The organism is Streptomyces sp. NPDC103540 (assembly GCF_055584445.1).
In genome coordinates this window covers 36,536-56,500 of record NZ_JBVJMA010000023.1, presented here as the reverse complement: position 1 = coordinate 56,500, position 19,965 = coordinate 36,536, and the positions used below count along the sequence as shown (strand labels likewise).

General features: G+C 71.3%; 18 protein-coding genes and 2 pseudogenes. 14 read left to right on the top strand and 6 right to left on the bottom strand.

Annotation, left to right across the window (positions count from 1 at the left end; translation table 11 throughout):
- The first annotated feature begins 378 nt into the window (after positions 1 to 378).
- From sigK to ACZ6ZI_RS36940, 9 genes are all read left to right on the top strand, one after another.
- Complete coding sequence (sigK, locus tag ACZ6ZI_RS36980) at positions 379 to 972, top strand: ECF RNA polymerase sigma factor SigK (RefSeq protein ID WP_469528742.1); 594 nt, start codon at positions 379 to 381, stop codon at positions 970 to 972.
- On the top strand, positions 969 to 1,724 hold the full coding sequence (locus ACZ6ZI_RS36975) for an anti-sigma factor (RefSeq protein WP_469528740.1): 756 nt from the start codon (positions 969 to 971) through the stop codon (positions 1,722 to 1,724). Before sigK ends, ACZ6ZI_RS36975 begins: the two co-directional genes overlap by 4 nt.
- Positions 1,725 to 1,788: 64 nt before the next feature.
- Positions 1,789 to 2,271 (top strand): peroxiredoxin, encoded by a 483-nt coding sequence (locus tag ACZ6ZI_RS36970; protein ID WP_469528737.1) that lies wholly within the window; start codon positions 1,789 to 1,791, stop codon positions 2,269 to 2,271.
- A 129-nt stretch (positions 2,272 to 2,400) separates the two neighbouring features.
- Positions 2,401 to 3,660: an NAD(P)/FAD-dependent oxidoreductase gene (locus ACZ6ZI_RS36965; protein WP_469528736.1), complete on the top strand. Its 1,260-nt coding sequence runs from the start codon at positions 2,401 to 2,403 to the stop codon at positions 3,658 to 3,660.
- A gap of 71 nt (positions 3,661 to 3,731) precedes the next feature.
- On the top strand, positions 3,732 to 4,448 hold the full coding sequence (locus tag ACZ6ZI_RS36960; protein WP_469528818.1) for a DUF1365 domain-containing protein: 717 nt from the start codon (positions 3,732 to 3,734) through the stop codon (positions 4,446 to 4,448).
- A 125-nt stretch (positions 4,449 to 4,573) separates the two neighbouring features.
- Positions 4,574 to 5,803: a class I SAM-dependent methyltransferase gene (locus ACZ6ZI_RS36955; protein WP_469528734.1), complete on the top strand. Its 1,230-nt coding sequence runs from the start codon at positions 4,574 to 4,576 to the stop codon at positions 5,801 to 5,803.
- Positions 5,800 to 7,086: a class I SAM-dependent methyltransferase gene (locus ACZ6ZI_RS36950; RefSeq protein ID WP_469528733.1), complete on the top strand. Its 1,287-nt coding sequence runs from the start codon at positions 5,800 to 5,802 to the stop codon at positions 7,084 to 7,086. Before ACZ6ZI_RS36955 ends, ACZ6ZI_RS36950 begins: the two co-directional genes overlap by 4 nt.
- Positions 7,083 to 7,901: a DUF1295 domain-containing protein gene (locus tag ACZ6ZI_RS36945; protein ID WP_469528731.1), complete on the top strand. Its 819-nt coding sequence runs from the start codon at positions 7,083 to 7,085 to the stop codon at positions 7,899 to 7,901. Before ACZ6ZI_RS36950 ends, ACZ6ZI_RS36945 begins: the two co-directional genes overlap by 4 nt.
- Positions 7,898 to 8,635 (top strand): alpha/beta fold hydrolase, encoded by a 738-nt coding sequence (locus ACZ6ZI_RS36940; protein ID WP_469528729.1) that lies wholly within the window; start codon positions 7,898 to 7,900, stop codon positions 8,633 to 8,635. The genes ACZ6ZI_RS36945 and ACZ6ZI_RS36940 overlap by 4 nt, the downstream gene beginning before the upstream one ends.
- Before the next feature lie 285 nt (positions 8,636 to 8,920).
- Here ACZ6ZI_RS36940 and ACZ6ZI_RS36935 read toward each other — a convergent pair whose 3' ends face one another.
- A complete protein-coding gene (locus tag ACZ6ZI_RS36935; protein ID WP_469528728.1) occupies positions 8,921 to 9,346 on the bottom strand; it encodes a hypothetical protein in 426 nt (141 codons plus the stop codon).
- A 511-nt stretch (positions 9,347 to 9,857) separates the two neighbouring features.
- On the opposite strand from ACZ6ZI_RS36935, the gene ACZ6ZI_RS36930 reads away from it, so the two are divergent.
- Entirely contained in the window at positions 9,858 to 10,073 is a 216-nt protein-coding gene (locus ACZ6ZI_RS36930) for a DUF6207 family protein (protein ID WP_469528726.1), read from the top strand.
- A gap of 66 nt (positions 10,074 to 10,139) precedes the next feature.
- Here ACZ6ZI_RS36930 and ACZ6ZI_RS36925 read toward each other — a convergent pair whose 3' ends face one another.
- The 4 genes from ACZ6ZI_RS36925 to ACZ6ZI_RS36910 form a co-directional block, all read right to left on the bottom strand.
- Positions 10,140 to 10,619, bottom strand: coding sequence for a hypothetical protein (locus ACZ6ZI_RS36925; protein WP_469528723.1), 480 nt, complete (start codon positions 10,617 to 10,619; stop codon positions 10,140 to 10,142).
- 103 nt (positions 10,620 to 10,722) lie between these two features.
- Positions 10,723 to 11,244, bottom strand: a complete 522-nt coding sequence (locus ACZ6ZI_RS36920; RefSeq protein WP_469528722.1) for a CchlQ — start codon at positions 11,242 to 11,244, stop codon at positions 10,723 to 10,725.
- A 233-nt stretch (positions 11,245 to 11,477) separates the two neighbouring features.
- Positions 11,478 to 12,721 (bottom strand): IS3 family transposase gene (locus ACZ6ZI_RS36915; protein ID WP_469528721.1). Its coding sequence is split into 2 segments (ribosomal slippage): positions 11,478 to 12,394 and positions 12,394 to 12,721, totalling 1,245 coding nucleotides; the frame shifts between segments, so codons are not numbered across the junction.
- A gap of 369 nt (positions 12,722 to 13,090) precedes the next feature.
- Positions 13,091 to 13,402 carry a hypothetical protein gene (locus ACZ6ZI_RS36910; protein WP_469528719.1) on the bottom strand — a complete coding sequence of 104 codons (312 nt, stop codon included), beginning with the start codon at positions 13,400 to 13,402 and terminating at the stop codon, positions 13,091 to 13,093.
- A 1,084-nt stretch (positions 13,403 to 14,486) separates the two neighbouring features.
- On the opposite strand from ACZ6ZI_RS36910, the gene ACZ6ZI_RS36905 reads away from it, so the two are divergent.
- The 4 genes and pseudogenes from ACZ6ZI_RS36905 to ACZ6ZI_RS36890 form a co-directional block, all read left to right on the top strand.
- A complete protein-coding gene (locus ACZ6ZI_RS36905) occupies positions 14,487 to 14,786 on the top strand; it encodes a hypothetical protein (protein ID WP_469528718.1) in 300 nt (99 codons plus the stop codon).
- A gap of 1,593 nt (positions 14,787 to 16,379) precedes the next feature.
- Positions 16,380 to 16,717 (top strand): annotated as a pseudogene (locus ACZ6ZI_RS36900) (transposase); the annotation flags it as partial.
- Positions 16,718 to 17,165: 448 nt separating this feature from the next.
- Positions 17,166 to 17,594, top strand: a complete 429-nt coding sequence (locus tag ACZ6ZI_RS36895; protein ID WP_469528715.1) for a hypothetical protein — start codon at positions 17,166 to 17,168, stop codon at positions 17,592 to 17,594.
- A 445-nt stretch (positions 17,595 to 18,039) separates the two neighbouring features.
- Positions 18,040 to 18,180, top strand: a pseudogene (locus ACZ6ZI_RS36890) (IS110 family transposase); the annotation flags it as partial.
- A gap of 789 nt (positions 18,181 to 18,969) precedes the next feature.
- Here the strand turns inward: ACZ6ZI_RS36890 and galE are convergent.
- A complete protein-coding gene (gene galE / locus ACZ6ZI_RS36885) occupies positions 18,970 to 19,965 on the bottom strand; it encodes a UDP-glucose 4-epimerase GalE (RefSeq protein WP_469528713.1) in 996 nt (331 codons plus the stop codon).

Below are 19,965 nucleotides of genomic sequence, written 5' to 3'. Positions count from 1 at the left end.
CTTCTGCCTCCCGTGAGGATGTACGGCCGCACGGGGTTCCGCGCGGCCGGTGAGAAGGCCCTGTGAACGCCTTCGGGCTCCCCTCACATCCCGGTGTTCGCGACCGTTCGCCCACCGGCTTGGACCGAGCCCCCTACTTCCCCCGGACGGGTTAACCGGCGGTGGTTCGGGTGACGAAGAGCCCTCCCATCCGCGGGCCCGTCCGCTACGAAGAACCAGCAGACACACGCACAGGTTTCCAAGGCCGGACCGTCCCCGGGGGGCGGTCCGGCCCCGTACCAGCGACGACACAAGGACCGGCATGCGATGGATGCCCCGCCCTCCCACGGCCGACCCCGGCCGCTGCTTCGCCTGCTCACCACAGGCGGTGCGGCACAGGTGAACGAACCGATCCCGTTCGGCGCCGGCCGCCCGGCCGATACCGGCCGCAACGATCTCACCGACGTCATGCAAAAGGTCGCCCACGGCGACAAACAGGCCTTCTCCTCGCTCTACGACGCCCTCGCACCCCTGGTCTTCGGCATCGTGCTCAAGGTCGTACGCGACCGCGCGCAGTCCGAAGAAGTCGCCCAGGAAGTCATGATCGACCTGTGGCGACAGGCCGCCCGCTACCGGCCCGAAGCCGGCAGTGTCAGGACGTGGGCGGCGACGATCGCCCACCGGCGGGCCGTGGACCGGGTGCGCTCCGCCCAGGCGGCGGCCGACCGCGAGCAGGCGCAGGCTGCCCGCGAGCACACCACGGCCTTCGACGAGGTCTCCGAACAGGTCGAGACCCGCCTGGAAGCCGAGCAGGTACGGCGCTGCATGCGCGGCCTGACCGAACTCCAGCGCCAGGCCGTCACTCTGGCCTACTACCGGGGACTGACCTACCGTGAAGTCGCCGAAGCCCTGCGCACTCCTCTTCCCACCATCAAGACACGCATGCGCGACGGGCTCATCCGGCTCCGCGACTGCATGGGGGTGACCACGTGAAACACCACGCCACCGACGCTCACACCCTCGCCGCCGCCTACGCGCTGGGCGCGCTCGAGGACGGCGAACGCCAGGCCTTCGACTCCCACCTTCAGACCTGTGAGGCCTGCCGGCAGGAAGCCGCCGAGTTCGAGGCGACCGCCGCACGCCTGGCCGCAGCCGCTTCCCAGCCACCGCCGGCCGCCGTCAAGGCGCAGGTCCTGGCCGCCATCGACGGGGTACGCCAGCTCCCGCCGCGCGTGCCCGCACCCGCCGCGGCTCCCGCTGCCGACGGCATGGTTCGCCGGCGGGCCGTGCCGCTGGCGCTGGCGCTGGCCGCCAGCGTGGCAGCGGCCGCCCTCGGCGGCATCGCCGTATGGCAGGCGCAGCACGGGCAGGAGCTTGAGCAGCAGGCCCGACAGGCCCGGCAGGAACTCGACGCGGTCGGGGCCGTCTTGGCCGCCCCCGATGCCCGCACCGTCCACGGCAAAGCCACCAACGGTGCGCTGACCACCGTGGTCGCCTCCGACCGGCAGAACAGGGCCGTCTTCTCCGCCGCGAACCTGCCCGCGCCCGGGGCGGGCAAGACCTACCAGCTGTGGCTCGACCACGACGGCACCATGCGCCCGGCCGGACTCCTCGACCACGACGGCACCGTCATCCTCACCGGCAACCCCGCCGACGCAGGCGCCGTCGGCCTCACCCTCGAACCCGCCGGAGGCTCCCCCCAGCCCACCACCGACCCCCTCCTCCTGATGACCCTCCCCGCCTGATCCGGGGCGCGCACCGCAACCGCAGGCGGGGTGCCCGCACCGACGTACCGATTCGAGGTCCACCATGACCCACACCCCGAAGATCGGCGATACCGTCGGCGACTTCCGCCTGCCCGGCGGGCACCTGGACGGCGACACCTTCCACCGCCGCGACTACACCCTGTGCGAACAACGCGGCACGCCCCTCGTCCTCGCCTTCTACCCCGGCGACGACACACCCGTGTGCACCGCACAGCTGTGCTCCTACTCCGACGGCCTGAACCACCTCCAGTCGGCCGGAGCCGTGGTGTGGGGGATCAGCCCCCAGGGCATCGACCGCCACGAACAGTTCGCACGCAGCCGGAGCCTGCGCATGCCGCTGCTATCCGACCAGGGCCGCACGGTGGCGAAGTCCTTCGGGATCACCGCACCCTTGATCGGAGTACGCCGGGCGGTGTTCATCCTCACCGCCACCGGCCGCCTGCACTGGAAGCACGTCACCGCCGTAGGCGCCACCTACCCGCCCGCCACCGCCTTGACCGCACAGCTCGCCCGACTCGCCTCCTGAACACCACCCGCCCGCAACCAGCCGGCCCCCGCCGCCCGCGGATCTCCACCAATCCGGCCGCCGGGCCGCTGCGAAGTACGGGTGAAACGCAGCAGCCTGGCGGCGTGTCGAGTAGCAGGAGCGGTTGTGGTGGAAGCACGGAAAGCGGCCGTCGTGGGAGGCGGGGTGGCGGGATTGACCGCCGCCTACATCCTGGCGGCCTCCTACGAGGTAACCCTCTACGAGGCGGACGGGCGACTCGGCGGTCACGCCCACACCCGCGAGCTGCCGGTGACCGGCGGACGCATGGCGGCGGTCGACTCGGGGTTCATCGTCCACAACGAGCGCACCTACCCCACCCTGCTGCGGCTGTTCAAGGAGCTGGGCGTCGGCACGCAGGACGCCGAGATGAGCATGTCGGTGCGGTGCGACGGCTGCGGCCTGGAGTACGCGGGCGCCCGCGGCCCGACCGGCCTGTTCGCCTCCCGCCGTGCGTTTCGCGGAGACTACCTGCGGCTGCTGGCCGAGGTACCTGTCTTCCACCGCGGCGCCCGGCGCCTGCTGGCCCGCACCACGCAGGCGACTCTGACGTTCGGGGACTTCCTGCGCCAGGGCGGCTTCTCCCCCTACTTCGTCAGCCACTTCGCCCTCCCGCTGGTCGCGGCCGTATGGTCCTGCCCCGCCCGGACGGCCCTGTCCTACCCGGCTCTCTACCTCTTCACCTTCCTCCACCACCACGGCCTGCTGTCGGTCACCGGATCCCCGCAGTGGAAGACCGTCACCGGCGGCTCCGCCGCCTACGTCACCGCCGCCGCCAAACACATCCACCGCATCCACACCTCCAGCCCCGTCACCGCTGTCCGGCGCACGGCAGGCGGCGCGCAGGTCACCGCCGGGGACGGCAGCACCGAAGACTTCGACTCCGTTGTCATCGCCACCCACCCCGACCAGGCGCTGCGCCTCCTCGCCGACCCCACCGAGGAGGAACGGCGCCTCCTGGGCGCCTTCACCTACTCCCGCAACCCCACCGTGCTGCACACCGACACCGCCGTCCTGCCACGCTCACCGCGCGCCCGCGCCTGCTGGAACTACCGCATGAACAGCTGTGACCCCTCCTCCGAGCCGGTCCGCGTCAGCTACGACATGCGGCGCCTGCAGCGCCTGCCCGACGGTACCGACTACCTCGTCACCCTGGGCGGGGAGGATCGCATCGCCGCCGACCGCGTGGTGGAGCGGATGGTCTACGAGCACCCGGTGTACACCCCCGCCTCCGTCGCGGCGCAGAAGCAGCTGCCCCGCCTGAACGACGGGGTCACCGCGTACGCGGGTGCCTGGCACGGGTGGGGCTTCCACGAGGACGGGTGCCGCTCCGGTGTTCAGGCCGCCCGGTCCCTGGGAGTGCGCTGGTGACCTGGCCTGCACACACCGCCGCACGGACCGGGCCGGCCACCCCGGGAGGGGTTGGGGCGACCGCCGCGGCCCTGTACGAGTGCGTGATCACGCACTCCCGTACCACGCCGATCCGCCACGCCTTCCGGCACCGGACCTACCTGTGGTTCGTGGACCTGGACCGGCTGCCGGTGCTGCCCCGGCCGATGCGCCCGCTCGCCCGCTTCGAGGGCCGCGACCACTTCACCGGCAGCGGGGAATCCATACGGGCCCAATTGGACGCCTACCTGGCCGGCCATGGCATCGACCTGTGCGGGGGCCGCGTGACGATGCTGGCGCACGCCAGGGTGTTCGGGTTCGTTTTCAACCCGCTCAGCGTGTACTGGTGCCACGACCGCTCCGGCGCTCTGGTGTGTGTCGTGGCCGAGGTCCACAACACCTACGGGCAGCGCCACTGCTACCTGCTGCGCCCGGACGGATCCGACGAGGCGGAGGTGGACAAGGAGTTCTACGTCTCGCCGTTCTTCGCCGTCGAGGGCCGCTACCGGATGCGGCTGCCGCTGCCCGGCGAACGGCTGCACCTGGCCGTGCACCTGGAGAACGAGGAGGGCCGCGCCTTCACCGCCGTGGTCCGGGGCCGCCGCCGGCCCGCCACCGTGCCCGCCCTGCTGTCCGCCGCCGCCCGCCGACCCTGGTCGACCGCCGCCGTCTGGGCCGGCATCCGCCGCCACGGCATCCACCTGCTGCTGCGCGGCCTGCCCGTACACCCCCATCCCCGCACCACCCCGCAGGAAGGCATGCCGTCGTGACCCAGCCCGCCACCACGTCCCCCGGACGAACTCGGGCGTCCGGCCGCCCGGTCGTGATCCCCCAGCAGAGCGAGCCCCGCCGGCCGACGTCTGCACCGGACCACACCGGCCCTGCCGCGCCCGCGGTGCGCCGCACCGACGTCGACGCGCAGCGCTGGCCCGACGTGGCCCGGCTGCCGTCCGCCGCAGCCGCCAGGACCGCCGTCGCCGGCCATCTCGTCGGCGGCGCCCTAGACCGCCTCGGCCTGACCACGCCCCCCGGCGGCGGCGCGCACCCCGGTACGGGCCCCACGTTGACCGTGCACGACCCCGCCGCCTTCCACCGGCGCATCGGCCGCCACGGCCTGATCGGCTTCGGCGAGTCCTACATGGCGGGCGAATGGGACAGCGACGACCTGGCCGGTGTCCTCACCGTCCTCGCCGAACACGTCGACGAGCTCGTCCCCGCCCCGCTGCGCCGCCTGCGCGGCCTGTGGGTCTCGCGCCGCCCGGCCGCGGACCGCAACACCCGGGCCGGGGCCCGCGACAACATCCAGCGCCACTACGACCTGTCGAACGACCTGTTCTCCGCGTTCCTCGACCCCACCCTCACCTACTCCTCCGCGGTGTTCGCCGAACTTCCCGCCCGCTTTGAGGACCTGGTCCCCGCCCAGCACCGCAAGATCGACCGGCTGCTGGACCTCGCCGGCGTCGGCGACGGCACCCGGCTGCTCGAGATCGGCACCGGCTGGGGCGAACTCGCCCTGCGGGCCGCCGCCCGCGGCGCCCGGGTCACCACCCTGACCCTCTCCGCCGAGCAGGCCGCCCTGGCCCGCGAACGCATCGCCGCCGCCGGACTCGCCGACCGCGTCGAGGTCCAGCTGCGCGACTACCGCGACGCCGAGGGCCGCCACGACGCCGTGGTCAGCGTCGAGATGATCGAGGCCGTCGGCTCCGAGTACTGGACCTCCTACTTCGCGACGCTGCGCCGCGCCCTCGCCCCCGGCGGCAGGATCGCCCTCCAGGCCATCACCATGGATCACCCCCGCATGCTGCACACGGCCGCCACCCACACCTGGATCAGCAAATACGTCTTCCCCGGCGGCCTGATCCCCTCCCGCCGGGCCATCGCCGAGCACTCCGCCGCCGCCGGGCTGACCACCGTCGCCGACCACGGCTACGGCGAGCACTACGCCGAGACCCTCCGCCTGTGGCGGGAGCGGTTCACCGCCCGCCGCGACCACGTCGGCGCCCTCGGCTTCGACGCCGTTTTCCAGCGCATGTGGGAGTTCTACCTCGCCTACTCCGAGGCCGGGTTCCGCTCCCGCTACCTCGACGTGCGCCAGCTGCTCCTCACCGAAGGGACCCGCCCGTGAAGCCCGCCGCCGACCGACTCGCCGACCTCGTCGGCCACGTCCTGCCGGGCCCGCTGCCGGTCCGGGTCCGCGCCTGGGACGGCAGCCAGGCCGGCCCCGCGGACGCACCCGTGGTCGTGCTCCGGACGCCCGCCGCGCTGCGCCGCGTGCTCTGGCAGCCGGGCGAACTCGGCCTCGCCGAGGCCTACATCACCGGAGAGATCGACATCGACGGCGACCTCGCCGACGCCCTGTCGCGCGCGGGCCGGACCGTCCGCGACCGGCCCGCGGCGCGCCCCCGGCCCGCCGGCCTGGCCGCGGCCGCCGCCCTCGCCGTCCGGCTGGGCGCGGCCGGGCCGCCCCCGCGCCGGCCCGACGGGCGGGCCCGCCTGACCGGCCCGCTGCACAGCGCCTCCCGCGACCGGGCCGCGATCAGCCACCACTACGACCTGTCCAACGCCTTCTACGCGCTCCTGCTGGACGAATCGATGGCCTACTCCTGCGCCTACTGGACCCGCCCCGACGACCCCGGCTACACCCTCGCCGACGCCCAGCGCGACAAGCTCGAACTCATCTGCCGCAAGCTCGGACTGCGCGCCGGCGACCGGCTCCTCGACGTCGGCTGCGGCTGGGGCTCGCTCTCCGTGCACGCGGCCCGCGAACACAAGGTGCGCGTCACCGCCGTCACCCTCTCCCGCGCACAGTGCGACTTCGTCGCCGAGCGCGCCGTCCGCGAAGGCGTCGACGACCTGGTGGACGTCCGGCTCCGGCACTGGCGGCACATCGACGGCGGGGGCTACGACGCGGCCGCCGCCGTGGAGATGGGCGAACACGTCGGCGACGCCGAGTACCCCGCCTTCGCCGCGAAACTGCACGACGTACTGCGCCCCGAGGGCAGGCTGCTGATCCAGCAGATGTCCCGCGGCGCCCACGCTCCGGGCGGCGGCGCCTTCATCGAGACCTACATCGCCCCCGACATGCACATGCGGCCCGTCGGCCGGACCGTGGACCTGCTGGAGGACGCCGGACTGGAGGTCCGCTCCACCGAAGCCCTCCGCGAGCACTACGCCACCACCATCGACGCCTGGCGCGCCACCCTCGAACACCGCTGGAGCGAGATCACCGACCTGGTGGGGGAGACCACCGGCCGGGTGTGGCGCCTCTACCTCGCCGGAGCCTCCCTGGCCTTCTCCGAGCGCCGCATGGGCGTCGACCAGATCCTCGCCGTGCGGCCCACCCGCGCAGGGACCGCGGCCCTGCCGGCCACCCCCGCCGCCTGGTACGCGCCGCTGGGCCTTTCGTGACCGGAACCGACTGGGGCGCCCTCGCCGTCAACCTCGCCGTCTGCGCGGCCACGGCCGGGGCGGTCCTGCTCGCCACCTTCGCCGTCGCCCTGCGCTGCGGCCTCCACCGCATCGTTGACATCGCCTGGGGCCTCGCCTTCGGCGCCGTCGCCGTCGTCACCTGGCTGCTCTCCGCCGGGCACGGGGACGACGGCCGGCGCCTGCTCGTCGCCGCGGCGACGCTGCTGTGGGGGCTGCGGCTCTCGGCGCACATCGCCCGGCGCTCCCGCGGCCACGGCGAGGACCCCCGCTACACCGCCCTCCTCGACAAGGCCCCGGGCAACCGCACCCTGTACGCGCTGCGCACCGTCTACCTCGGCCAGGCGGCCCTGGTCTGGGTGATCTCCCTGCCCGTCCAGGCGGCCTCGTACAGCTCCGCGCCGCTTGGCCCGCTCGCCTGGTGCGGGCTCGCCGTGTGGGCGCTCGGGCTCTTCTTCGAGGCCGTCGGCGACCACCAGCTGGCGCGCTTCAAGGCGGACCCCGCCCACCGGGGCCGCATCATGGACCGCGGCCTGTGGTCCTGGACCCGTCACCCCAACTACTTCGGTGACAGCCTCGTCTGGTGGGGCATCTACCTGCTCGCCTGCACCGCCTTGCAGCCCGCCATCGCCGTCCTGGTCTCCCCGGTTCTGATGACCCTGCTGCTCACCGCGGGCAGCGGCAAGCGCCTCCTGGAGAAACACATGGCAGACCGTCCCGGCTACGCCGAGTACGCCGCGCGCACCAGCGGTTTCCTACCACTTCCCCCGAAGGCGTCCGCCAAGAGCCGCCGGTGAACAGCCACGGCCTCAGCAGGCCGCGGGAACGTGCTCTGGAGCTGCCGCAGCCGCCGTTCCTGCCCGCGTCCGGCGCGGTGCTCCTCCTGCACGGCGGACGCGCCGACTCCCTCACACAGCCCTCCCTGATCAACCTCCCCGGCCTGAGGATGCGACCCTTCGCCAGCACAATGAACCAGGACCCACGCTTCGCGGACATCCTGGTCGCCTCCGTCCGCTACCGGCTGCGCGGCTGGAACGGCCACCGCGCCGACCCCCTCCAGGACGCCAGACGCGCATTGAACGAACTGCGCGATGTCGCCGGGCCGCTTCCCGTCGTGCTGGTCGGACACTCCATGGGTGCCAGGGCGGCGCTGCGTGCCGCTGCCGATCCAGACGTTCGGGGCGTGGTCGCCCTGGCGCCCTGGTGCCCACCCGGCGAACCCGTCGAACACCTCGCGGGCCGCACCGTCATGGCACTCCACGACCAGGCCGACCCCATCACCTCCGCCACGGACACCTGGAACTACCTCCGCCGCGCCCACACAGCCGGAACCCGTGTTCGCGGCATCCGCATGGCCCACGGCCGCCACGCCATGATCCGCGACGCCGGCCTGTGGCACCGCCTCACCGCAGACTGCGCGGCCAACGTGCTCGATCTGACGACACCAGGCCAGTCCGAGGAGACCGCATGGAACCCCACACCGGTCGACGCCGCCGACATCACCACGCCCCGCCGCGGGGCCCAGAACTGACCGCCCAAACCGCCAACCCCACCAGAACGGGGGCGCGGAAGCGGAGGGGAGCACGAACGGTCTTCGGGGCCACGGCCGGACACTCGTCGCCGACACCGCCCACGGAGCTGAGGCGGCCCGGTGGTACTGCCCCCGAGAATCCTCCGGGCACCGGGCCTCACCCCTACACGCCATATCGGTACGGGCTACCCGCACCCTAACCGGGACGCTCCGTGCCCTACGCCCCCCATCCACGACGCCCAACCCGCCACCGCACCCGGCCAGGCCGCGACCACCCCGGCCGGGTCAACCCCGCTCCCCCACCTCTGCCAGCAGCCGGCCCTCCTCCAACTCCGTACAGCGCAAACCACCCCCCGGATGCCACTCCAGCGCCGGCGCCACCGCGTCCCCGTGCTCCACACACCAGCCGACCGCCACCAGACCGCCGCACTCCCGGCGGCGACAGACGCAGACCTCGCCAGGCACGGTGAAGGGCAGGGCGTGACGGGTGACGCCGCCCGTCGGGTGCGAAGACATCGTCCCCCGCAGGCCTGCCGGCCAGACGAGGGTGACGCAGAGGCCGCCCGCACCCGTCTCCACCCGGTCCGCGAACCGTACCCCGCCCTGCACCGCCCACCCGGAGGCACCCGACGCGGTCAACCGGCGCAGCGTCCCGCCGAACTCGCCTTCGGTGAGGGCGACGAGGGGCCACCGGATCCGTTCACGAGCCATACCGGTACATGTACCCCTGCGGCGCCGCCAGCCCCCGGGACACTGGACAGACTTCTTCGTCCGGCTATCGCGGACAAAGAGGTGTCGTCTTCCGAAGGGGGCTTGCCCACAGCATCTGACCTGCACGAATGCAAGATCACCGGATTCGGGGGGTCCCACTCCCGGTCACACCTGCGGTCCCCCGCCTAGTGCACCCCTCCAGACACCTCTGCAGCCGCCCTCCGGTGCAACCCCCGCGAAGGGTCAGAGGGAGGGCTCCCAAGCTTCCGTGCCAGTGCCTCGCCCAGCCTCTTCCCGCCGCTTCCTACCGGCAGCGAAAAGCCGTACGGGCGGCTTCGACCTCCGGAGTACGTTCGGACGTACGGGGTGCGGCCCTGGCCACCAGGGCCGCGACGGGGGCCGCACCCCGACACGCTTGCCGACCATGCGACACAGGCGGCCCGGGTTCCTCGTGCGAGTGGACCCGGGGCCGCCTGCGAACCGGTCCGGTCCCAGCGCCGTCGCAGGACTCATGAAGCCGATCGACGAGCAGCACATCGCGGAGCCCGGCCTGGTGGTCCTGGACATCACCGGCGGGGGCGAGGACACCGTCCGGGCCGTCATGGCCGCGCTGGAAGAGCGCTGGGCCACATCGGGCATCGTCCCGGTGCGCAGGGATCCCGGCGAGGCGGGCGTTCGGGCCCGGATCTACGCCGACGTCCTGCGCCCGGGACGGCACGGCCCGTGAGCGAAGCCTGGGCAAGCCCCCGCACGGAGGGGCTTGCCCAGGGTCGCCTCAGGCTTGCCCGGATGCTCAGGCTTCTTCGTCCTTGACCCCCCACACGGGGTACGCCCGCCCGGTGCCGTGGCAGTGGCGGCATGATCCGTCGCCGCCGGTGGAGCCGTGCGCGTTGATGTTGTCGACGGCGTCGCGCAGGAGCCGGGTCAGGCCGTCGACGTGACCGGCGTGGAGGTCGAGCTGGTGGCGCTTGCCGACCATGATCTCCAGCGCGGTCCCGGGCGTGGCCGTGCCGAGTTCGTGGGTGATGTTGCGGGTGATCGTCGTGATCAGTTTGTGGAGCTGGGCCAGCGTCTCCCCGCCGGACAGTTCCAAGCGCGCGGTGAAGCCGATGTCCTCGGGCTGGGTGAGGGAGAGGCTCGCGTCGGGGCGGTCGAAGGGTACGAGTCGGCCGACGGGCTCGCCGTGGGCCCCGGCCAGGGAGGCCAGGGCGTGCCACATGTCTCCCGGGAAGCTCGGCACGAGCCCGGCGTAGGACTGCTTGTTTCGTGTCATGGCTCCGGTGTACGGCCGTCACGGCGGCCGCGACCGGCTCCAGGCCACCGCGTCCCAGACGGTGCGGCCACGACCTTGGGAGGCGTCCCGTCCTGGGGCGGGGTCAGCGATGATCGGGCGCCGTGTCCGTCCCGCGCTCCCCGCAGTGTGGGCAACGCTCGCGGCCGTCCCATGCGGACCAGCCGAAGTCCGTCGGGGTGAGGGCATGGCCCTCCAGCTCGTTGCGGACGGCCTCACGGTAGGCCCAGACGGCGTCCAGGTAGGGGTGGTAGATGTCGTGGAATGCGGGGGTCGAGATGCCGGCGCCCGCGGCGACCGCCCTACGGAGGGCGCGGAGGCGTTCGAACATGGTCTGGCCCGTTCCCGCGATCCGGGCGCTGGCGTCGAGGAAGAGGCGCTCGCGCACCTCGTAGATGCGGGCATCCGTCAACGCCAGGCGGCTTGCCTCCTCCAGGTCGGTCGCCTCGGCGCCGCTCTGCGCGAGACGGCGCAGTTCGGTATGGGCCGCGCCCGCCGCCGCGATGAACTCCGTGTAGACGTCCCGGCGTCGCGCCTGAAGGCCGCGGCGGTGTTCCTGACGGGTGCGTAGACGGTCGGCCAGAACCGTGCCCGCTATCGCAATCAAACCGCCGCCCAGTGTGGCGACCGGCGTCCCCCACCCCACAACGTGTCCCCCCAGTCGGTGCGCCGGAAGGGCGCGCCCCTCGCGCCGTCCCGTCCAACAGATCATGCCCCACGGCCGGGCCGACCGAGTACGCCTCGGCTCAGATGTTCGGCCGGGCCAGCTCCGCCACTGACTTGATCCGGACGCTGGGCAAGCGGGCCTTGTCCCCGCGGAGTGGACACCTGTTCGTGTCGTTATGCGGCGAGTGTCAGGGTAGCTGACTGCTGTTCGTAGGCGATCGGTGCCTGCTGTCCGTTCGCCGAGTGCCGCCGGCGGGTGTTGTAGCGCGTGGTCCGGCGGAAGACCGCCAGGCGACAGGCGCGTGCCCCGTCGAAGCGGCGGGCGCCCTGGAGCGTCTCGCGTTTGAGGGTGGCGTTGAACGACTCGGCGAGTGCGTTGTCCGCGCTCGTGCCGACCGCGCCCATGGATTGCCGCACGCCCAACTCGGCGCAGACATCGGTGAATTCACGGGAGGTGTACTGGGCTCCGTGATCGCTGTGGAAGACGGCGCCGGCCAGGCTGCCGCGGACATGGGCGGCTGCCCGGAGCGCGTCGGTGACCAGCGAGGTACGCATATGGTCGGCGATCGACCAGCCCACCAGTCGGCGCGAGAAGCACTCGATCACCGTCGCCAGATACAGGAACTCACCGTCGCCCACCGGCAGGTACGTGATGTCGCCGACATACTTCGTGTTCGGCGCGCTTGCGGTGAAGTCGCGCCCGAACAGGTCCGGCACCGGTGTGGCGGACGGCTCGGGCACCGTGGTGACCTGGCGCTTGCGCAGCCGCAGCCGCAGCCGCAGCCCGGCGATACCAAACTTCCGCATCACCCGCCCGACACGCTTGTGGTTCACACGCTCGCCGTCCTCGCGCGGCTCGGCGGTGATCCTCGGGCGGCCGTAGGTGCCGTCCCACTCGTCGTGCACGGCCCTGATCCGCTCAGCCAGTGCCACGTCGGCCCGCTCACGCGCGGCCCGGGCCCCACGGCCGGCCCGCCACTTGTAGAAGCTGGAGCGGGCGACCTCCAGCACCTGGCACAACCGCTTCACGCCGAAGGCGCGGTGGTGGTCCTCGACGAACTGGAAGCGGTTGATCACCAGGTCATCTCTTGTGCGAAGAACTTCGTCGCCTTGCGGAGAATGTCCCGCTCGGTGGCGAGCTTCTGCATTTCTTTCCGGGCCGCCGCCAGCTCCCGGCGCAGGGCCTCGTTCTCGGCTTGCAGCTCCTCGGCCGTCGTCGGGGCATCCACCTGCGTCGTCTCCGTGCTCGTCGTACTGTCCCGGCCGCGCCGGGCCCGTTCGGCCCGCACCCAGGTACGCAGCGTCTCCCGGCTGATCCCCAGATCCTTGCCGATGCCCTCGAAGGTGTGACTCGGATCCGACAGGTACAGCGCGACAGTATCCGCCTTGAACTCGGGCGAGTAGACCTTCATCACCATAAAAGATGCCTCCTACCCGGCCCCTGCCAGGGCCGGACTCAGAGGTGTCCACCACTCGGGGACAGGCCCCAGCCCCCTGTGCCGAGGGCTTGCCCAGCAGAACCCGTGACCGGTCTACGGGCCGGTCGTGACCGATCCGTCTCCTCCGATCGGTCACGACCGGCCCGTCAGCACGGTGACCGGTCATGCAACTCCCGGTCTGCGCGGTGACCGGTCATCGGTCAGGCGTCATCGGTCAGCCGCGTCCTGGTCGTGAGGCCGGCGGTGGCCGTGCCCGATGCCGCCCTGCCGACGAGCCCCGGCCCAGCTGGGCCAGCCGGTGCACGGGGGTGGCTTGCCCAGGCTCCCCTTGGGCTTGCCCAGCGCCGGTCAGCGGCCGACCGGTTCACGGTACCGATCACGGCGCCGGTGCGGGTCGTCGACGCCGATCTCGTACCAGGGCTCGCCGCGCTGGAGCCGGGGAAGGGTGTTGGCCCACACCGCGATGGTGATGCCCTGCACCGCGGCGGTGAGCGCCTGGAGGCGGGTCTCGAGGAGGTGTTCGGCCTTGCCCGCCAGAACGACGTGCAGCCGTGGGAAGGTGGTGGAGCGGGTGTAGCGGTGGCGCTGCCAGAACGGGTACGTGCCGCCGATGGTGCCGCGGGCGCCTTCCCACACGCGGTGTCCGGCGTTCTGGGACACGATGCGCGACTGCTACGAGACCTGAAACGGACCATGCGAATACTGCGCCCCGGCCGCCGGGCCCCCGGTTCTCGAACTCCATCGCATCCCCTGGGCTGGGGTGTTGCGACAACCACGAGAACCCAAGACCGGCCGGGGGCTTCGTGCTTCCTGGAGGAGTTCCCCGTGCCCACGGACAAAGCCCTGCCCCGCTTCACCGCCGACCTGGACCGCCTCACTCCCGAGCAGCGCCGCCGCTTCCGCCCAACCGTGACGAGAACCGCCTCCCCACCAACCACCGACGACACTCCCCCTCCACCCCACCCACCCCAACCCGGCCAGACACCCCATCACTCTCGACAACCCGACCATCCACCCCACCACCTCACAACTACCTCCACCCCCCTCCCCACAACTGCCTCCCCCTCCCCACATGAATGTCTGACCAGTCACCACTCACCACCGAAGCCTTGACCTGCACCGATGCAAGATCACCCGAAAACACGGTTCCCCCTCCGCTTCCCCGCACGCTTCCCCCCGCGTTTCCCCCGAGGCTTCCCCCCACGCTTCCCCCCTCGCGTCACGACCACGGCCTCCATCCCGACTCCGAACACCCGACAACGCCAATACCTCCCCCCGAAGGCAACGCGAACTCACCGGGCCTCGGTGACATCTCCACTCGCATCGACCAGCGGGCGCACCTCCTCACCACCACATCGAGGAGCCGGTGAGGAAGGACCGAGTCCTCACCCATTCCCTCACCGGTGAACTCACCGGGGCCGGTGGTGAACTCACCAGGGCCGGAAGGGACGAACTCACCATCACCCCGCGCGGGCGGTCGTCACCGATCGGAGACCTCGCATCGTCGACTGGTGATCCACCCGCGAAACCCGGTGAACTGGTCGGTCACCGTGTGAAGTTCACCGCACCGTCGACACGCACCACCCAGCGAGGCGATGGCGGTGCCGTAGCCGGCGGCTACGGCACCGCCATCGCCTCTCGCGACACCGCGCCGCGGGCAGGACCGCCCCACCCGGGGGCGGCCCTGCCGGCCGGCCCCGACCCGGGGTGTTCAAGACCCAGGGGTCAGGGCTCGCGGCAGGGTGTGCAGCAGCTCGAGGCGGCGCTGCACGGCTTCCCTCGCGCCGGGCAGTCGCCCGGGTACCCGACGGCGCAGGGCAACAAGGCGCGGTCCCAGCGCCCGGGCGCTCGCCGCGTCCCTCACCTCCTGCCACTGGTGGTGGGCCCGGTCCACGGCGGCTTCGACCTCCAAGTCGTCAGGTGCCTGCAGGCGGGCCAGGCGGGCGTCGACCGCCGCCATCCACAACCCGCAGCTGCCCGCCGCGTCACCGGCGAGATGCGCGAGATCTGCACGGACCTCCAGCCAGTGGATCGCCTGCGCTGATCCAGAGAGTGCCTCGCAACCGTCACCGCGAACCCAGACAACCGGCTCCGGCGGCCTCGTCAGCGGAGTAGGGGCTCGATCCGGCGAACGCCCGCGGTGGGTGGGTCGATCAGGTCGTCGAGCGCCCTGTTCCCCCGGTTCGACCGGCGGGAGGCCCCGAGGCGAACAGCCGGGACCACCGAGCGACGGGGCCCGGATTCCGCGACCCCGACTCACCTCCGAACAGCCCGTGGTGTGCCGTTGAGCAGGGCGCGGCTGGCGTTGAAAGCCGCGCGTCCCGGCAGAGGTACGGCGTCGTGCGGCGTACTGGGGCTGTCGCGGCAGTGGTCGCACAGATCGGTGTCGGGGTCTTCGGGAAGGAACAGGCGCGGTTGGATGTGCCGGCCCGCGCACTCGCGCATGTTCGCCACTCGCCGACCGGAGGGCCGGCCTGGCGTGCCTCCCGGGGCGAATGGCTTCGTCGTGGTCACGCCGCCGGCCGGTAGGTCCTGGCCGATGCCGGTGAGCAGGCGGGTGAGACGGTTGTGGAGCAGAGCCGTGGGGCGGTGGATCGGGGCGGGCAGTCCCGTGCCGAGGGAGGTCAAGAGGGTTTCCTCCGTGGTTCCTCCTTCGAGGCACTGGGCGGCCAGGGGTGCGAGGAGGGCCATGTCCCGCGTTGTCAGGGGCAGTCGTGGCTCGGTCCTCGCCAGCCGGTCGAGGACGCCGCGGGCCCGTTCTCGCAGAACCGAGTCGAGGCGGGCGGCCGGTGACGGGTGCTCATCACGGTCACAGTCGCGTGCTCGTGGGTCCGGCCGTAGCTCGTGAGAGTGCCCGGTGCGGGTCCCACTCGGCTCCTCCTCCGCCGCCGGGAAGGTTTGGAGGACGGGTGGTTGGTGGTCAGTGTTCTCCATCGAGTCTTCGGTAGGACCGCCGACCACCCGACGCCGCGGTCCGCCGACCGTCGGGGAGAGGGCCGTCGGTCGGGCCCGGTTGTCACGAACGCCTCTCGCGTCCTCCTCCGTGAGGGGGGTGTTCGACAGGAGCTGCGTGGTCGCCCACCGACCTCCGGGCCCCTGAACACGCCACTCGTGCAAGAACCCCTCCGCCCGCAGCTCGCGCTTGGCTCGCGCGAAGCCACAACGTTTGATACCGGCCCGCTCGGCCGTCCGCGACAGACACTCGTCCCGTCCCGGCGGCAGGGACAACTGCCACACCAACAGGCGCACAGCCTCGGCCGACAGACGCGGATGACGAATGATCTCGTTCGGTACCTGCGAAAAAAGCCGCGCGGGCGCGATAACATGCCTCAACATCCCAGGGTCCTCTCTAGACCTTGAGTGATGTAGGCCCTCGGATGGTGTTCCACCACCACCGGGGGCCGCTTCATGAACAAGGGCAACCCGCCACAGCGAGCCCACCGTTCAACCTAGCCCAACCAACAACCGAACAAGCCCGGTTCCCCTCAACCGCACCCGAACCAGTGATACGAAACCCCCACCCAAAACGCGACGCCGCCACGGTGAAGTGATCTGCGGGGGGTAATCGGGTGCGTAGACAGGGCGGGCAGGCTCTTCGGCGTCGCAGGCTTGCACTGGGCATCCCCTCGCCGGCCGGGGCGGGTACCGGCGAGTGATCGTTACGGACGACTTCGCTCTGCTTCGCCGGCAACGCCATGCGACCGTGGTACTCGACGCCGATACCCATGAACGGATCGATGTCCGGCCCGACCGTACGGCCGGCACGCTGGAAACGTGGCTTCGTGCCCATCCGGATGTCGAGGTGGCGTGCCGTGACGGATCGACGACTCACGCGGAAGCCATCCGCCGTGCCCTGCCGGCGGCGTTGCGGGTCAGTGACTGCCAGTATCTGTGGCACACCCATACGCAACCGCCCTGGACGAGGTGAAGGCACACAGCACCTGCTGGGCCGCGATACTCGCCGCACTCATCCACGCACGCATTCAGTGCGGCCCCACACCGGGCAACACCTGTTGCTCGCTGAAGAGCCCAACACCTGCCTCCTGCCAGGGACAAAGACAAGGAACCGTTCGAACGCCGGGACGGTGTGGGCGAGAACGTCGCCGCGGCACAAAGACCCCAAGAGCGCCAAAGCGGGCTTCGACATCCATTCCGTGCCGCCACACTCCCGGACACTGTCGCGGCCGACCATCCCCTCGACAAGCCGCGCCGTCCTCGGCTACGCCTCAGCCGCCGACACCCGAGTCGGCCGGGCAGGCCTGTGGCAGCCGGCGTCGCGCCCACCGTCACTGCCACGCGCACCGGCATACCGGCGTCGACACGGCGGTGCGAAAGCCTCAACCATCGCGGGACCCGCGGCGTAGGGTCGGTAGGCATGACGCCTGTATCGCAACAACCGATACCCGCTCAGACCCTCTGCCGCATGGGGCAGCGCCTGACGCTGATCTCGGCGGGCGGAGCATCCGTCTTCATCAGCGCGGCCACGCTGCCCACCCTCTCGGATCCGGTCAGCGTCGCGATGTATCTGACGTTTCTGGGATTCGGTTCTTGGCTCGCCTTCTGTGGCTTCTTCGTGGGGCTGCGGATCGACTCCAGGGGCATCACCGAGCGCCCCGTCGGCCGCTGGCGAACCGTGCCGTGGTGCGGGATCCGCGAGATCAACACCTACGGCCAAGGACTCGGCCCGGCCCGCAGCGGCGCCCCCGGAATCGTGCTCCGAGACGGAAGCCGAATGTCCCTCAGAGCCATCGCCTCCTACCTCGACCGCACCATCCAGGCAGACCTCGCCCTGCTGCGTTCCCTGCACGCAGCCCACATCGCCACGTGCACAGGATGCGCCTCACAGCGCTGAGGACGTCGCCCCGAACACCGGACACCTGTGATCAGCACCCCTGTCAGGCCCTGAGCCGCCCGGCGGATCTCGGAGAGGGCGCAACGTCTCGACCCGCACGTCGCTCCGGATCCACGCGCTCGACACCTCTCCTTCTGCCGCTACTTCAAACAGCAGCCCTCTTTGCGTCGTACGCCGTCAACACCGCACGATCGCCGTCCCCTTCAAGGCGCCCACCAGGAGCTCGCCGCCCTCGCGCTCGTCCCCGACGACCACTGATCCCCATCAAACCGACCGGAAGTAATCCCTGCGCGCCCGGGGCGTACGCCGCCTGCTGGTGAAGGGCGACCGGGGCACCGCTGAGCGGCAGGTGATCGGACATGGTGCGACCGTAGGGATCCACACCGACATCGTGTCCGCCGGTTGGCGGGCACCTGTGCCTCTGCCGGGTGAGGGGCGTCCCCAGCGCAAACGCGCGGAGGGAAAGTCCCACGAGCAAGCCGTCCTGGCCCTCGCCCATCGCCGGCTGAACGTGCTCTGGGCTCTTTTGCGCGACCACAAGCTCTTCGAGACCGCTGCGGCTCGCGCAGGCGCGACAGCGATATAACCCGACCATAGTAGGTCACTACCGCCGCTTGACAACATCATTGGGAATCAGCGGCCACGCTGAAATCGCTCAGTGATCCTGCGGCTGAATGCCGTCAAAACATATGGCCGTATCCGTGTGCGTCTTCGAACGAAGAAAATGCAGGGTACTGCAGGCCGGGCAGGTCTGCTCCTCCGCATTGGTTGAGGGCGCCGGTGAGGGGGAGTTGTGCGAGTAGGCCTCTCGCCTTGCCGCTTCCCGTACTGGTGGAGCCGGCGGGGCGGGGGCGGGTTTGGTGGTTGGTGCAACTGGTGCCGAGTGCGGGGGAGAGAATGTCTGCGATTCCTCCGGCGGCTGCCGGGGCCGCAGCCGCGACCCCAGTGCAGAGCGTTGTTGCGGTGAGGGCGAGTGTGGTGGCTGTCTTGTGGGCGGTCATGTCCGGAAAACGATGGTCGGCCCGTCCGAGTGTCGGTCGGCCTTCTGTGAGGTGGTGTCCCAGCCGGTGCCGAGCTGCCGTCGGTCGGGGGGACTGTGTGCCGCCGAGCTGAACCGGCTCGGCGCTCCGACTCTGGTGCTGAGCAACGACTTCGGCCCGCACCTGCGTACGCGGGGCATGGGACTGACTCCCGTACGGTTTCGCGGAACCCAGCACCGGAAAACGTCGCCGGGCGCCACGCCCGGCCCTTGAACCCCCTGGCCTGTCCCGACACCGGTCGCCCGCCCACCCGAACGACGCGCCTCGCTGTCGCGGACGCCGACCACCGCGATGCGGTAGTCCTCCAGGTAGCCCTCGGCGATGGAAGGGACGAGTCAGTCCTTCAGCCGCTCGTCGCGCACCGGGATCCACTCCAGGGCGGAGCGGATGCCGTCCTCCAGGGACAGCTTCGGCGTCCACCCCAGCAGCTCGGCCGCCCGGTCGCTCTTGGTGTAGCCGCCGGCCACGTCACCGGGCCGCGGATCGGTGTCGATGGTGGACAGGGGTGTGGGGACGACGTTGTTGAACGCCTCGCACAGCTCCCGGACGGTAGTGCCGGAGCCGGTGCCCAGGTTGATCGCGATCGAGCGCATCTCAGTGAGGATGGAGTCGAAGCGCTGGATCGCGGCGATGTGGGCCGCGGCGAGGTCCCAGACGTGCACGTAGTCCCGGATGCCCGAGCCGTCGCGCGTCGGATAGTTCGTCCCCGTGATCGGGAACGGACGGCCCTCCTGGTGCGCCTGAATCAGCACACCCAGGGCGTGGCTGGGCCGCTTGAGCTGGAGCCCGGTCCGCAGCTGGGGGTCGGCCCCGACGGGGTTGAAGTACCGAAGCGACACGATGCGCGGGCCACCGCCGGCGGCGATGTCGGCGAACATTTCCTCGCAGTGCGCCTTCGTCCGGGCGTAGGGGCTTTGCGGCGCCAGCGGCGAGTCCTCGTTGACGGGCGAGCCGTCCTCGGCCTGGTAGATGGAGGCCGAGCTGCTGAAGATGATGCGGTCGCAGCCGTTGCGGTGCAGGTGGCTGACGAAGGCCAGGCTCTTGGCCACGTTCGCCTCGTAGTAGCCGATCGGGTCCGCGACGGACTCCGGCACCACGATCAGCGCCGCGCAGTGCACCACGGCGGTGATGTCCGGGTGCTCCGAGAGGATCCGGTCGACCAGCGCGCCGTCCGCGATGTCGCCCTCGTAGAAGGTGCGGCCCTCGGTGAACTCGCGGCGGCCCCGGATGAGGTTGTCCAGGATCACGGGGGTGATGCCCGCGTCCAGGCAGGCCGAGGCGACCGTGCTGCCGATGTAACCGGCTCCCCCGGCGATAAGGACCTTCACCAC

What these genes read in the sequence shown, in the direction of transcription:
- ACZ6ZI_RS36970 (WP_469528737.1), top strand. Translation starts at nt 1,789, where the DNA reads ATGACCCACACCCCGAAGATCGGCGATACCGTCGGCGACTTCCGCCTG.
- ACZ6ZI_RS36935 (WP_469528728.1), bottom strand. Translation starts at nt 9,346, where the DNA reads ATGGCTCGTGAACGGATCCGGTGGCCCCTCGTCGCCCTCACCGAAGGC.
- ACZ6ZI_RS36930 (WP_469528726.1), top strand. Translation starts at nt 9,858, where the DNA reads ATGAAGCCGATCGACGAGCAGCACATCGCGGAGCCCGGCCTGGTGGTC.
- ACZ6ZI_RS36925 (WP_469528723.1), bottom strand. Translation starts at nt 10,619, where the DNA reads ATGACACGAAACAAGCAGTCCTACGCCGGGCTCGTGCCGAGCTTCCCG.
- ACZ6ZI_RS36895 (WP_469528715.1), top strand. Translation starts at nt 17,166, where the DNA reads ATGGGGCAGCGCCTGACGCTGATCTCGGCGGGCGGAGCATCCGTCTTC.